General features: G+C 56.4%; 12 protein-coding genes. 2 read left to right on the forward strand and 10 right to left on the reverse strand.

The window, feature by feature from the left end:
• Nucleotides 1-3: 3 nt before the first annotated feature.
• The 7 genes from GCE01_RS01350 to alkB form a co-directional block, all read right to left on the reverse strand.
• On the reverse strand, nt 4-1821 hold the full coding sequence (locus tag GCE01_RS01350) for a M3 family oligoendopeptidase (protein WP_099210428.1): 1818 nt from the start codon (nt 1819-1821) through the stop codon (nt 4-6).
• Between the two features lie 90 nt (nt 1822-1911).
• Nucleotides 1912-2406, reverse strand: a complete 495-nt coding sequence (locus tag GCE01_RS01355) for a DUF523 domain-containing protein (protein ID WP_174694764.1) — start codon at nt 2404-2406, stop codon at nt 1912-1914.
• An 88-nt stretch (nt 2407-2494) separates the two neighbouring features.
• Complete coding sequence (locus GCE01_RS01360; RefSeq protein ID WP_099210432.1) at nt 2495-5164, reverse strand: M16 family metallopeptidase; 2670 nt, start codon at nt 5162-5164, stop codon at nt 2495-2497.
• 131 nt (nt 5165-5295) lie between these two features.
• The gene (locus GCE01_RS01365) at nt 5296-5748 is read right to left on the reverse strand and encodes a hypothetical protein (RefSeq protein ID WP_086634570.1); all 453 of its coding nucleotides are present in this window, start codon (nt 5746-5748) and stop codon (nt 5296-5298) included.
• Nucleotides 5745-6935, reverse strand: coding sequence for a nicotinate phosphoribosyltransferase (locus GCE01_RS01370; protein ID WP_099210434.1), 1191 nt, complete (start codon nt 6933-6935; stop codon nt 5745-5747). The genes GCE01_RS01365 and GCE01_RS01370 overlap by 4 nt, the downstream gene beginning before the upstream one ends.
• Nucleotides 6932-8326 carry a class II 3-deoxy-7-phosphoheptulonate synthase gene (locus GCE01_RS01375; RefSeq protein WP_099210436.1) on the reverse strand — a complete coding sequence of 465 codons (1395 nt, stop codon included), beginning with the start codon at nt 8324-8326 and terminating at the stop codon, nt 6932-6934. The genes GCE01_RS01370 and GCE01_RS01375 overlap by 4 nt, the downstream gene beginning before the upstream one ends.
• A 48-nt stretch (nt 8327-8374) precedes the next feature.
• Nucleotides 8375-9031, reverse strand: a complete 657-nt coding sequence (gene alkB, locus GCE01_RS01380; protein ID WP_099211088.1) for a DNA oxidative demethylase AlkB — start codon at nt 9029-9031, stop codon at nt 8375-8377.
• Between the two features lie 96 nt (nt 9032-9127).
• On the opposite strand from alkB, the gene GCE01_RS01385 reads away from it, so the two are divergent.
• Together GCE01_RS01385 and GCE01_RS01390 are read left to right on the forward strand one after the other, a co-directional pair.
• Nucleotides 9128-9583 (forward strand): hypothetical protein, encoded by a 456-nt coding sequence (locus GCE01_RS01385; RefSeq protein ID WP_086634573.1) that lies wholly within the window; start codon nt 9128-9130, stop codon nt 9581-9583.
• Nucleotides 9584-9667: 84 nt separating this feature from the next.
• The gene (locus GCE01_RS01390) at nt 9668-10489 is read left to right on the forward strand and encodes an alpha/beta fold hydrolase (RefSeq protein ID WP_099210438.1); all 822 of its coding nucleotides are present in this window, start codon (nt 9668-9670) and stop codon (nt 10487-10489) included.
• A gap of 9 nt (nt 10490-10498) precedes the next feature.
• On the opposite strand, the gene GCE01_RS01395 is transcribed toward GCE01_RS01390, so the two are convergent.
• From GCE01_RS01395 to GCE01_RS01405, 3 genes are all read right to left on the reverse strand, one after another.
• A complete protein-coding gene (locus GCE01_RS01395; protein WP_099210440.1) occupies nt 10499-12538 on the reverse strand; it encodes an FUSC family protein in 2040 nt (679 codons plus the stop codon).
• 75 nt (nt 12539-12613) lie between these two features.
• Nucleotides 12614-14014, reverse strand: coding sequence for a glutathione-disulfide reductase (gene gorA / locus GCE01_RS01400; RefSeq protein ID WP_099210442.1), 1401 nt, complete (start codon nt 14012-14014; stop codon nt 12614-12616).
• Nucleotides 14015-14041: 27 nt separating this feature from the next.
• Nucleotides 14042-14929, reverse strand: a complete 888-nt coding sequence (locus GCE01_RS01405) for a ferredoxin--NADP reductase (RefSeq protein WP_099210444.1) — start codon at nt 14927-14929, stop codon at nt 14042-14044.
• Nucleotides 14930-15057: the final 128 nt, after the last annotated feature.

A 15057-nucleotide genomic window follows, 5' to 3' on the forward strand; every position in this document is an offset into this window, starting at 1 on the left:
CCCTCAGCCCTCCTGCTCGAGCTGATCAATCAGACCCGAGATTACATCCAGTCCTTTACGCCAGAAACCCGGATCCGTCGCATCAAGACCGAACGGCGCCAGCAATTCCTTGTGGCGAAGTGTCCCGCCAGCTTCGAGCATGGTACGGTATTTGTCAGCAAAACCGTCAGGCTGATCCTGATAGACGCCATACAGCGCATTCACCAGGCAGTCTCCGAACGCATAGGCGTACACATAGAACGGTGAATGCACGAAGTGCGGGATGTAGGACCAATAGGCGTCATAATCCGGCGTGAAGTGGAACGCCGGACCAAGGCTTCGTTCCTGTACGTCGCGCCAAATGGAGCCAAGCTGCTCTGCTGACAGCTCACCCTTGGCCCGCTCATCATGCACACGAACCTCAAACTGATAGAACGCGATCTGGCGGACTACCGTGTTCAGCATGTCCTCCACTTTCGCTGCCAGAAGATGACGGCGACGCTTCGGATCGGTTTCCCGATCGAGCAGAGACTGGAAGGTCAACATCTCACCGAAGACGGACGCTGTTTCAGCCAGAGTTAGAGGCGTCGCGGAGTTCAGATAACCCTGCTTCTGGCCCGCGAGGATCTGATGCACCCCATGCCCAAGCTCATGAGCCAGCGTCATCACATCGCGAGCGCGACCATGATAGTTCATCAGGATATAGGGATGGACGGACGGTACGGTCGGATGGGCAAAAGCTCCCGAAGATTTGCCCGGCGCGGCTTCCGCATCAATCCACGGATGCGTCAAAAAGCGGTCCACCAAAGTCCCAAGCGCCGGATCGAAACCCGTATAGGCGTTCAGAACAATCTCCTTGCCAGTCTCCCAAGGAATCACTGTGTCCGCCACGCCGGGGAGAGGCGCATTCCGGTCCCAGTGCTCCAGCTTGTCCAGACCGAGCCACTTGGCCTTCATCGCGTAATAACGATGGGACAGACGCGGATAAGCCTCGTCCACTGCGCTGACCAGCGCGTCCACAACTTCGTCCTCGACCATGTTGCCACGGTTCCGGCTGCTGGACGGGCGCGGATAGCCTCTGAGCTTATCCCCGATCGCCTTGTCCTTGGCGAGTGTGTTGGTAATCATCGTGAGCAGGCGGGAATTGTCTGCCAGTACAGCGCTGATCTGCTCTGCGGCTGCGGCACGCCTGTCACGTTCAGCGCTCGTCAGAGTGTTGAACGCCGCACCGAGGGGCCTTGTTTCCCCATCAAGCGTGACGGTCAGGCTGGCCATGGTTTCATCGAACAGCCGGTTCCAGGCACTCCGTCCCGTTACGGACTTGTCCATCAGAACCTGCTCAACCTCATCCGAGAGCTGATAAGGACGGAAAACGCGCAGATCCCGCAGGAACGGCTGCCATTTGGTCATTTCTGGCGCAACTGACACGTTGTCCAGAACGTCGTCATCCAGACGGTTCAGTTCCAGCGAGAAAAAGAGCAGATCAGCAGAAATATCTGTGACACGCTCCTGAATGCCCTGTGTGAAACGGCCCCAGACCGGATCTGTCGTATGAGCGGCAAAACCTAGCTGGGCAAAGGAACCGATGCGTCCCAGCCCTTCCTCGATCCGCTCATATTCTGCGAATGCCTTCGCCAAAGCAGCACCATCGGCCTGACCGAGCTTCCCTTTCCAGGTTTCGCTGAAAGCCCTGGCGGATGATGTCAGAGTCGCGAAATCCTGTTCGATCGCCGGATCGTCCAACGACGCGTACAGATCGGACAGGTCCCAGCGCGGCGGAACACCGTTCTCGGCCGAGGGGGCAGACGGGCCAGTGGCCGCTGAGAGATTTTGACTGTTCATAATTTGAATTTAGACGTCCCTGCCGCCGGGTCAAACGGGAGGTTGATGACAAATCGGTAGGAAATGCACTGACCCCATTCAGAGCAGTATTTAATGGGCCGACTGAACAGCAATCCTCAGATCTTCAATCGTGTTTTGACTGAAAACCTGAATCCCGTTCTGGCGGAGCAGCGCAGCCGTTACACCTGTTCCGGCATGTTTCTGCCCGCTGAAACTGCCGTCATAAATCATCTGACTTCCACAGGACGGGCTGCCTTCCATGAGTAACGCAAACCGACATCCCTGCGCCTGCGCGACGTTCAGGGCAATCCGCGCTCCCGCTATAAACTCATCCGTCACATCTGCACCGGACGTGTCGGTCACACGCGCCTCGCCCAGAAGAACATCTTTGCCATCCTGCCGTGCCCCGATTTCCGCCGGGGGGCGTGGAACGGGCATCCCACCTGCAAGTTCAGGACAGATCACAACCAGACGCCCCTCTTCCTGCCATTGCTGAATCAGCGGGTGCAGAAGGGTTTTTGCCTTGCCATCATATCGGACTGGCTGACCCAGCAGACAGGCACTGACCAGAATTCGGTTCTTCACAAGCGGCAATATCCTGCTTTCGGAGCATCTGAGAATTCTGTTCTGATACCCTCATCTGCCCGAAAACAGAACGACTTCTGGTGCTGTTTCAGTTCAGACCCTCCGGCATCGGCCCCAATATGAACGTCGCAAACCCATTTGGACGAATATAGCTTTTGAATGCCGCCTGAACGCTTTCAGGTGTCGCAGCCTGATAGGCTTTGGCGGCATCGTTCAAATGCTCCCAGCCAAGTCCACGCAGTATCATATCTGCATCAAGGCCGCTTGGTGCCGTCATAGTCGCATTTGAGAGAATCATATCGCGGATCAAATGAGCTTTGGCCCTGTTCAGTTCCTCAACAGGCACCGGCTTTGCCGACATGATCTGCAATTCCTGCACAACATGCTGCCGTGCGGCTTTCACAGAACCCGGATCAGCGCCAAACAAAACACCGTAAATCCCGAAGTTTTTCTGGGCAGAAACCTGCGAGCTTACCGTATAGACATATCCCGTCCTGACCCGAAGATCCTGATACAGGCGGCTGTCAAATCCTTTCGTCAACATGGTATCGGCCAGCCCTACTTCAAAACGCCGGGGATCGGTCCATTCGTGCGCATTGGTCTGAATCATGGCCACCATATCCTGTGATCGAACAGGGTCAGGGACAGACTGAACCGCTGGAACCGGATTGAACGGGATGGCAGGCAAATCCACCTCCGGCTTTGGTCCGGACGCTTTCCATTCCCCAAAGGCCGCCGTGATTTTCTTGCGCGCCTCTTCAACAGAAATATCGCCAACAACTTCTATCGTCGTCATGTCCGGTCGATAAACGGACTGGTAATAGGAGAGCACGTCTTCGCGCATCAGAGCCGAAAGACTCTTCACACTCTGCACACGAAGTGCAGGAAAACCGGCTGGCATCATGGTCTTCATAATGCTTCGATGAAGACGATAACCAGGCGTTTGCTCAACACCCGCCTGCATACGGATCATGTTCTGGCGCACAAGATCAAAGGCATATTGCGGGAACGCAGGGTGCAGTTCGAGGTCTGCAAAAATAGACAGAGCCGCATCGAAATCCTGCGTCCGGCCGCTGACGGAGAAATTCGTACCACCATGTGCATTGGCAGCCAGATCATCCAGACTTTTTTCCAGCGTCGCCCGATCCCGAGTGACTGACCCAAACGAAAACAACTGACCTGTCAGAGAGCCGACACCCTCTTTGCCCGCTGGAACCTGAATGTCTGGATTGGACTTTATACGCCCGAACAGAAAGACCGTTGGGCTGACATGCTTGGTTCGCACCACTACACGCAGACCGTTTGGAAGCGTGAAATCCCCATCCGGCGCTGCGTAAACTGGAGGTGCGGGGACGTTATTAATAGGCTTGGCCCAATCTGGAAGCTGCCCTGTCGCGCCGCCCTGACCGCCAAAGGATTCTGCGCCACCAAAGCCTTTCCCGGCAGGCGGTGTAGCGTGATCTGATGCCAACATCGTCACCGCGACAGCACGCTCCGGGTCCAGCAGCTTCCGGGCCAGAGCATTGACGTCCTCTACTGTTACTTTCGCAAAGCGATCAAAAGATGCATCAGGACTGTCAATATTTTCCGCCGTTACAGCGCCAGACCAGAGACTGCCCAGTCCGGCAATGGAATTTTTCTCGAAGTCTTTCGATGCCAGCCACCGCTTCTTCATACCCTCGACAACATCCGCGGACACACCTTTGACCCGGATATCGGCAAGTGTCGCCTTGAGAAGGGCCATGGCGGCTTTCGGGTCCCCTCCTCTGGGGATGGTGAGAGACGCCTGAACAGTTCCCGTATGAATGCCCCGTTCGACGTCAAGTCCGGCTGCCAGCGCCTTATGCTGCAGAACCAGCGGATACAAAGGACCACGGTGGCTCGACAAAACGGCGTCTAAAATAGCGGCTGCGGGAGCATCGCTATCGCGAAGAGAGGGCCCTCTCCACAACAGAGCAACGATATCAACCGGATAATTCGATTGCGCGCTAACCGACTGGGCAACAACTGGCGCACCGGGAAGCCGGGGGCGCTCTGGCAGCGGTCGGGACGGAATGGAACCGAAGATCTGCTCAACGTGCTTCAGGGTTACAGCCGGATCAACACCGCCAACAATAACCAGAACTGCATTATTGGGCGCATACCATGTCTCATAGAAGTCCCGCAGGAGTTTGACATCGGTGGCCTCAAAAGAAGCACGCGTTCCAAGGGGTGAATGATCGTATGCACTGTTTTCAAACAGAATGGGTCTTAACTGTTCTCTGACTTTGAAGCCCGGATTTGAAAGATCCATCGAAACTTCCTGCTCGATGGCACCCCGTTCCTTTGCCCAAAGCCCAGCATCAAGCGAAAGATGCTGCATCCGATCCGCTTCCATATGCAGGACGACATCCAGATCCTGCGCCGGAATCAGACAGTGATAGCGGGTCAGGTCCGTCTGCGTGAAAGCATCGAACTGCCCCCCTAGCGTCCCCATCACTGTTGAAAGCTGGTCTCCACTAAGAGACGACGTTCCACGGAACATCATGTGCTCAAGCGCATGGGCTGTACCCGGAAAGCCTTTCGGAGCCTCAGCAGACCCCACCATATAGGTCAGTTGCACGCTGACGGCAGGGGCGATCGGATTGCGGACCACAACGACCCGCAAACCATTCGGCAAAGTTTCGCGCCCAATGTCTGCACCATAAGCCGTTGAGCAGGCCAGACCCGTGAGCAGGGAAATCGCTAGAAATGTCTTTTGAAAAATATGCATCGACATGACTTCATCAGTGTATCGGTCAATGTAACGTAACAGTTACAGATCCCAAGTCATGTGGATATTTTGTGACCCCATTCGGTACGGGGATGCCGCCCTTGTGAGACTATTGTTTCACAGGGGCAGCAATTTATTCAGTGACGAATGACTTCGTGGGTATTTTCGTCGTCTTCATCATCTTCGTCATCGTCTGGAGGACCAGCAATCTCGTCGTCATCCACGAGACGACGCGGATCAATAGCGCGCCAGTCGCGCTCCATGGGGGTCGCCCGATTGGCAACGAAGTCATCCAGTTCCGTGGAAGACTTCCAGCCATCATCTCCCGCATCAACAACTTCCGCGTTCTCACCAAAAGCCATCCAGCTTTCCAGCACTTCACGACTTGTCGCACCGGAAACGCGGCAGCGCTCAATACTGTCTCGCACATAAGCGCGGGCGTAAGCATTGGCGTGCATCAGGTCCATGAAGTCTTTTACAACTTCTACAGTGTCATCCTCAGATGCACCGGAGAGATCGATGATCCTGACACTCCAGGACTGGCCCTGCCCGGCAGTTTCCGTTCCCGGGTTTTCGGCTTCGTCGCTCATGAGACCTCCTGTTCGGCTTTTGCCTTGTTCAGCAGAAATTCACGCCCAACCTTGACGCGAAGCGTGCCGTCATAGGCCACGATGTCTGCCGTTGCATAGGTCTCGGACCAACGATCCGGAATAAAAGAGCCACTGCCTACAACGTCGATCGGCGCGTGAGCATCGCGCATGCTTGTGCACTTGGACACATTGAACCCTGACGACACCGTGATTTTCACTTTCGGAAAACCAGCCTCGTTCAGAGCTTCGCGCATCCGCCAGATTGCAGCAGCCGAAACACCCGTGCCAACCAGATCCCGCAGTTCTGCATCGGAGCGGTAGCGACGGATTGTACCCGGCGTGTAGCGTTCCAGCACGGCGTAAGACGACTGTGGGTCCAGCCCTTCCAGAAAGCGCCCACCATGCGTATCGAGGCGGACACTCAACTGCCCGGCAGCAGCTTTTTCCGGGAAACGTCGGCAGACTTCCAGCGCATCCGTCACTTCCTGTCCGAAATAGTCCACCAGAATGGTCAGCGGATCATTCGGGTAGACTTCGGCATACATCTCGGCAGCCCGGAGCGTTGAACCTGCATACCCGATCAGAGCATGCGGCATGGTCCCAAGACCGTACTCCTGATCAAAGAAGCCAGCTGTTGCGTCATTGGCATTCCCAATGAACCCACGAGCCCCTTCCTTTTGAGCCGCACGGGAGCCAACAGCTGCCGCATAGCCCATTTGCTCCTGCATTTCGAAGCCAGCACAATGACGCGCTTCCATTGCCAGGAACGGGACTTCCGGCAAGGCCATCGCCATCTGATACGCATTATGGGCAGCGACACAGGCAGCACCAAGACGCTGAAGGAGCAGGGTTTCGAGAGGGGCGAGTTTTGTGAACGGGCCAGTCAGATACAGAAGCGGTTCGCCCGCGCCGACCCACTGCCCTTCTTCATAAACTTCGCGGATATGGAGATCGAAACTCTGGGCCTTGGCCACATTCCGCAGCCAGGTGACTGCTATGCCACAGGCCGCGATGACCGGGCGGCGGATAAAAACCGCATAGGTGACTTTCGCGTCACCAAAATGTTCGACGATTTTTCGGGTTCGCCCGAAATAAGCATCGGTCCTGGATTCAATTGTTTGTTGATCCAGCGGGCCAATGGCACCGCTGGACTGTTCTAATGCGCTTTGAGAAACGGAAGAATTCATTCCTGCTTTCCTGCTCGTCGGCCTGTCAGTTCATGCGCAAGTAGAAACGCCATTTCAAGCGACTGTTCCGCATTAAGGCGTGGATCACAGAATGTTTCATACCGATCACCCAGATCGGCTTCCGTCAGGCACTGGGCACCACCAATGCATTCGGTCACATCCTGACCAGTCATTTCAAGGTGGATACCGCCCGGACGACGGCCTGCGGCTTCAAACACATCGAAGAAACCAAGCACTTCGCCCAGAATACTTTCGAAAGAACGCGTCTTGACCTTACTGGATGTTGTGGTGGTGTTGCCATGCATCGGGTCACACAGCCATGTGACCGTACGCCCCGTCTTGATGACGGCATCCAGAAGCGGCGGCAGATGCTCGCGCACCTTGTCCTTGCCCATACGAGAGATCAGCGTAATACGGCCGGCCTCGTCATTCGGGTTCAAGATTTCGAGCAGCTTTTCCAGATCCTCAACCGTCGTCGTCGGACCAACCTTGATACCGATCGGGTTCTGAACGCCACGCAGGAACTCAACATGTGCGCCATCGGGCTGACGGGTGCGATCACCAATCCACAGGAAGTGCGCAGAGCAGTCATAGTAGTTACCGCTGGTGCTATCGATGCGCGTCAGAGCCTGCTCGTATGGCAGGAGAAGAGCTTCGTGAGACGTATAGAATTCCGTCTCATCAATCTGGGATGCTGCACTGTCGAAACCACAAGCCCGCATAAAGGACAGCGTTTCGTCAATGCGATGGGCCAAATCCTGATAGCGAGCTGCGAGCGGTGAGCGCTCCACGAAGCCGAGGTTCCAGCTATGAACCTGATGCAGGTTTGCATAACCGCCGTTTGCGAACGCACGCAGGAGGTTCATCACACCGGCAGACTGGAAATACCCCGTTTCCATGCGGGCAGGATCAGGAATACGGGAAGCCGCCGTGAATTCCGGACCATTGATGATGTCACCGCGGTAGCACGGCAGCGTCACACCATCGATTGTTTCCGTATTGGACGAGCGCGGCTTGGCGTACTGACCCGCCATACGGCCGATCTTCACGACAGGCACCTTGGCGGCGAATGTCAGAACCACAGCCATCTGAAGCAGCACACGGAAAGTGTCGCGGACGATATCAGCCGTAAATTCGTCAAAGCTTTCCGCACAGGCCCCACCCTGAAGCACAAAGGCTTCACCGCGGGATGCTGCGGCCAGACGTGTCTTCAGGCGGCGGGCTTCACCCGCAAAAACCAGCGGAGGATATCGATGCAGACGAGCCTCGACAGCAGCAAGCGCAGCTTCGTCTTCATAAGACGGGGCCTGGACGATCGGACGGGAACGCCAGCTTGCAGGAGACCATGACATCGTGTTGTCGGACGTCTGGGTCTTGGTCGAGGGGTGCATTGAATGCCCTCCGGGGGTCGGGAAGTGAACAGAATTGCGGGGCGCTGTTTATGGCTGAAAAAGCGCCAGGTTGATAGCGCGAAAAGTTAGATTGTAACGCATGGCACCTGTCTGCTGATGGAATGTTTCACGCACGGGCGAAACGCCGTGCCATGCCAGCCGAGACGGCCCGCCCCACACCACGACGTCTCCATGCCTCAGATCAAAGCGCCTGACCGGGTCTGTCTTCAGCAAGCCTCCAAACGCAAATCGGGCCGGAACCCCCAGAGAAACGGACACAATCGGAGACGCCAGGTCATCTTCATCCTGATCCTGGTGAAGCCCCATCTTTGCGCCTGGCTCGTAGCGGTTCACCAGACACGACACGGGAGTGAAATCTGGAAATCCGGCCTCCTTTGCGGCCGCGACCGCGATATGACGAAATATATCCGGCATATCCGGCCAGTGTTGGCCAGTCATCGGGTCGTGTCGAACGTACCGGTATCCACGTTTGTCGGTATACCAGCCGCAGGCCCCGCAACTGGTCATGGCGACAGACATTGAGCGACCACCCGGCGTCATCATGAAACGGAAGGGAGAAATCTGGGAGAGAGAATGGATATGCTGCAAAAGCTGGTCTGCAACGGAGTCGACGAAGCCTGGAAGCCAGACCGCGCCTGTCCCGAGCTCTGTGCGAACCCGCATTTCCGCAAAGAGATCCTCCACTGCTTCCTCCTGCTCCCGCCATTCAAGATGAAAAGAACTCTTGAACCTCAGCCCAAGCGGACCGATTATAAAAAAATATGCGGTTCTGCTTTCCATATGGTGATGGGGCCGTTGATTTCCATGATTGGTTCAGGACCAGATCCCATGCTGCCCTCTTCCCGCTTTTTCTGCCATGCCCTGCTGGCGACCGCTCTGCTGGGAGGGGTGGCTCAGGCTCAGAGCACGACTTTCGGTCAGCCCTACGAAACAGCCCCCCAGCAAAACAGCACTCAGTCTCAAGTGCCGGGCGCTGAACAGAAGGCCAATGGCGGGGAGCATTTCCGTGCCCGTGGCCACCGGTCCCTGCCACCTGGCTATCAGGATGCTCCGAGCACAGAATTCGAGCACGGGCCCGATCCGGACCATGAGGCCGGAGTAGAACGCGATAGCGTAACGGGTGCCAATCTCTCCAAATTCGGGTCGTCCTATCAGGGCAGCAACAACACCCAGTCTGGCCAGCTCGGTGATGCCACCGGCAACGGCTATGTCGCTCCGCGCGGCAACGGCTGGTAAAAGAAACCAATCTTCAACGCAGGGGTTCTGCTCTTCAGGATGCGGCTGGTATTATCCAGCCAGATCGTATGAGGAGCAGACTCCATGCCGTATATTACTGCTACTGACGGAACGAGCCTTCATGTGAAGGATATGGGCGTCGGACGCCCGGTTGTTCTGATCCACGGCTGGCCGCTGACCGGCGACATGTGGGAAAAACAGACCCTCGCACTTGTCGAAGCTGGCTACCGCGTCATTACCTATGACCGGCGCGGCTTTGGTCTCTCAGGCCATCCCATCAACTGCTATAATTACGACGTTCTGGCCGATGACCTTGCGGTCATTCTGGAACAGCTTGACCTGTGGGATGCGACCCTCGTGGGCTTCTCCATGGGGGGTGGCGAAGTTGCCCGCTATCTGACGCGCCATGGTCGCTCAAGAATTTCAAAAGCTGTGCTTCTGGCCTCCATCGTCCCATTCCTTCTGAAGACTGCGGACAATCCCGAAGGCGTGGATATTTCTGTTTTCGATGGCATCAAACAGGAAATTCGACAGGATCGCTTCGACTTCCTCAAGAGTTTTCTGCCGGGCTTTTATGGTACGACCATGCTGCACCACCCTGTAAGTGAGGGCGTGCTGGAATGGTCTTTCACACTGGCCAGCATGGCTAGCCCGATGGCGACGCTCGACTGCGTAGATGCTTGGGGGAAAACCGATTTCCGCAGTGATCTACAATCTTTCACCATTCCCACGCTCATCATCCATGGAACGGCTGATTCAGCGGTTCCGGCTGATATCGCCGGCCGGCGTGCTGCTGATCTGATTCCGGGATCGATTTTCCGGGAATATGACGGTGCTCCGCATGGGTTGTTCTTCACCCATGCCGAACAGGTCAATGCAGACCTGCTGGAATTCCTAGCGTCCTGACCTTGAAACTCAGGTTGTTGCCCTGAGAAATGCCCTGCTGGTCGGCAGTTCTGACTGTACGATCAGCAGGGAGCCAATCGCCAGCACGAGATCATGCCGAATGGATGGATCCTGAGACTCACGCTCAAGAACGTAGAGTTCCGTCAGTGTCGGCTCAATCGTTGCGGCTGTATGGGTGAGCGGCAGCTTACGACGCAGAAGATTGCGGATCAGACCATCCACCGCAGCCACGGCAGTATCTGGCAAACTACCATGCTGCGCCAGCTTTCGCAGCATCAGCACATTTCGCCCAACAGTCATGACTGACAGCGTTCCACGCAGCATTTCTTCAGCACGATCGCTCGCGAGAGACCCTGCAAATCGGACGGCACGCTCCATGCTTTGCGTACCATCATTGATCCAGACATATTCGTCCATGACGACGCCTGGAAGCGCCAGACGCCGTAGACTGCGACGCAGCTGATACCGTAGCACCTCAGCCGCCCGACGTGGCGTAAAGGGCAGAACTGCGCGGAAAATTACAACGCCGGCTCCAAGACCAAGCAGCAGGGCGATCGTCGTGTTGAACCACGAAATCTCGTCCATACGTCCCTGATTATCCATTCCGAGAAGGAATGGAAAAAACGTCCCATAGGACGCTGCCATGACGGCCGTGCCCGGATTACGCGTCGCAAGACCGCCCAACATCATGAAGAAGCCAACGGTCAGACAGAAAAAGACATAGCTGGCCGTCACAGGCATCACGACGAAAACGGGAATAACACTCGCCAATGCGGCCCAGACTGCGCCGTAAAAGAATGCGCCACTCAACAGAACCGTGTTCTCAAAGGTGGCAAAACGCGCGCAGACCACGGCGATGAAGGTCAGGAACACACTCCCTTGCGGCCAGGCTGTCACTTCCCAAACGTAAGCCCCGAATAGAAGAGCAGCCATCGTCCGCACTCCGTTTCGGACGGCCGCGCGCCAGTCTGTGTTCCGGGTCAGGCGATGACGCTCAGAAATCGGGGCACCATCTACACTGGCGCGATAGGAACGCAGTGTTTCACAGAGGTCCGAAATCATGACCTCCACGCCGGTCAGAATAATACCTTCATTCAGGGAATCTTCATCGTCACGTGGCAAAACTGCCTGCATTCGACCTCGACATTCAGCCAGTAAGGCTTCCGTCTGAACAAGAGCTGCAATGCCGCGACGATCGCTTTCCAGACGTGCTGGCAGCCCTTCAAGGGCGACCCCCATGTCGTGAAGAAACGGGAGAAGTGCTTCCGGAATATGAGACACAGACGTCATACGCGTCTTGAGCCCTAGTCCGCGCGACAGAACACGCGCCACGAGGCCCAGCGTCACATAGGCATGTTCGACCTCGTTGCCCTGACTGCGAATTTCGATCCGGGAGAACTCGATCTGATCGCTTGATGCCTGAAGCGATCCCATGAGGGCACAGAGCGTATCTGTGGCGTTGGCTTTCTGGTTCAGAACGTCCGTCAGAGCACCGCTGGCTTTTGTAAGAATAGCCTGCAACCGCTTTCGCAGTTCTTCGCGGGCGCGGTCTGCCACATTGGGAACGAACACCATTCCCATAACCGTCTCGCAGATTACGCCCAGAAAAATGTATGTTCCACGCGCCATGGCAATGTTGAACACATTGTCCGGCTCCTTGACGGCGCCAAGAGCAATGATCGTGCAGGTGTAGCCGGCAAGAACGAGCGCATAGCCTCGAAAGTTATGCGTTAGTGTGGCGAACCCGGCGCACAGTCCGACCCAGATCGCCAAGGCAGGCAGAAAGAGCCAGGGATACTGAGGAAACATGCCCATCAGAGCGATGGCGGCAACCATACCGGCAACCGTACCGACCAGACGCCAGCGGCCCTTGGAGATACTTTCTCCGCGGGAATTTTGCGCGACAATCCAGACGGTCATGGCGGCCCATTGCGGCTCACCTAGTTCCATCCACAGAGCGATGGCCAGAGCCAATAGCGAAGCAATTGTCGTACGCAGGGCGAACATCACAGAGGTGATGGACGGCGCAAACAGCCAGCCGAGTTTCACGCCTGCACCTGCCCTGCTGTGTAATGGCTCATGATCTTCAGGGGCGGCAAAGGATCGTCATGAGCCATCGGAATATCAGTTCTGTTTGTCGGAAGAAGGAGGAACATGGCGCGTTGGCGTCCGCATGGTCACGAACTCCTCCGCACTTGTGGGGTGAAGGCCGATCGTGCGGTCCAGATCGCGCTTGGTCAGACCTGCCGTGACGGCAATGGCCAGCCCCTGGATGATTTCCGGTGAATCCGGGCCAATCATATGGGCACCCAGCACGACTTGGCTTTTTGAATCCACAACCAGCTTCATGAACGCCTTGCCCTTACGACCAGACAGCGACTGGCGCATCGGCGTGAAAGACGAGGTATAGATATCGAGCGTGTGGTGTTCGGCAGCTTCTTCTTCCGTTAGCCCTACCGAAGCGAGGGGCTGACTGAAGAACACGGCTTTCGGCGTCGTGCCAAAAGACCACTCACGGCCTGTTTCGCCGAATAGACGCTCCGCCAGAAGATGACCTTCGGCAATGGCGGTCGGCGTGAGGTTATAAGTGTCGGTCACATCCCCGATGGCATAAATGCCCGGAACATTCGTCTTTGCATCTTCAAGGCGTGTGACAATGCGTCCGTCTGTGACCTCGACCCCAGCCAGATCCAGCCGCAGGGATGTCAGGTTGGGATGGCGCCCGGTTGCCATGAAAACGCAGTCGGTTTCGATGACCTTCCCACCCTTCACGTGAAGGGTATACCCTTCGGATGTTTTCTCAATCCGCTCCGGCGTGCTGCCCGGATGGGATGTGATGCCATTCAGTGGCACCAGCTCTGCGATATGGCGACGCATTTCCTCGTCAAAGCCACGCAGCGGCAGGTCCTGCCGATAAACGAAGTCCACCTGCGAGCCGAGACCCGCAAAAATGCCTGCAAATTCAATCCCGATATAGCCGCTGCCAATAATGGCAACGCGTTCGGGCCGGTTCTCCAGATGAAACGCATCATCCGAAACAATCGCGTGCTCCGCACCCGGAATGTCGAGACGCGTCGGCGCACCACCCGTCGCAATGACAATGTTCTTGGCACGAACGGTCTGAACCGCAGTATCCGGAGCAAGCTCAGACGGACCGATTTCAACCGTATTCGCATCCACAAAGCGTGCATCGCCCGTGAACAGCTCAACGCCAGCTTTCTTCAGCATGGAGACGTAAATGCCATTCAGGCGTTCGATCTCACGGTCCTTGGCATCAATCAGCGTGCGCCAGTCATGCGGTCCCGGAGTTACATCCCAGCCATAAGCGCGGGCATCGTCGATCTCGCGGCCATACTCCGCCGCATAAACCATCAGCTTCTTCGGCACGCAGCCGAGATTGACGCAGGTTCCGCCCCAGTGACGACGCTCCGCAATCGCGACGCGCGCGCCGTTCTGGGCAGCGATACGCGCACAGCGCACACCACCCGATCCGGCTCCGATGACGAAAAGATCGAATTCCTGCATAAATCCCGGCCTTCCGTGCCTGTGGTCTCAGCGCTCTGCGAACGCTTTCTCGACAACATACGAACCCTGACGGCTCATGTTGCCTTCTTCGAAGCCCATACGCTCCAGAAGTGCTTCCGTATCCGCAAGCATTTCCGGTGAACCACAGATCATCACGCGATCATGCTCAGGGTCGAGCTTGTCGATGCCCAGATCCTCGAAGATCTTGCCACTTTCGATCAGCTTCGTGATGCGATCCGTGACGGCGTAGTCTTCACGCGTCACAGCCGGGTAGTACTTCAGCTTCTCAGTAACGAACTCACCCAGGAACTCATGTTCCGGCAGCTCATGACGGATGTGGTTCTCATAAGCCAGCTCGCCAGAAATACGGACCGTGTGGCTGAGGATCACATTCTCATAGCGCTCGTAGGCTTCCGGGTCCTTGATGAGGCTCATGAACGGCGCGAGGCCTGTGCCTGTGGACAGGAAGTACAGGTTACGACCCGGCTTCAGGTTATCAAGAAGCAGCGTCCCCACCGGTTTACGACCGATCAGAACCGTATCGCCCACTTTCACATGACGCAGACGGGACGTCAGCGGTCCCTCCGGCACGGCGATGGAGAGGAACTCCATGTGGTCTTCATAATTGGCAGACGCGATGGAATAAGCGCGCAGAAGCGGCTTGCCCTCGACCTCAATGCCAATCATCGCGAACTGGCCGTTCTCGAACCGCAGGCCCGGGTCACGCGTTGTCGTGAAGCTGAAAAGACGGTCCGTCCAGTGATGAACGGTCAGAACCTTTGCAGGATACAGATGAGCGTATTCCTTGCTGGGTTCAGCCAGACGATACTGTTTCGGATGGCCTTCATACGGCGTCAGGCCCGTAATGGGTTCGTCGATCTCAGGAGTCGGGGCAGCAAAACTCGGGGTGGACATATCGGTTTCTGTCTCCGGTGTGGCACGGATAACAGGTCTCGGACCTGATAAGAGCCGGACCTTTTAGCGCAATCATCACGTTTCGGAAAACCCATCTGCGTTGAACCCGATAGCCGAATGACGCAAAA

The organism is Gluconobacter cerinus (assembly GCF_002723935.1).
Lineage (GTDB): Bacteria > Pseudomonadota > Alphaproteobacteria > Acetobacterales > Acetobacteraceae > Gluconobacter > Gluconobacter cerinus.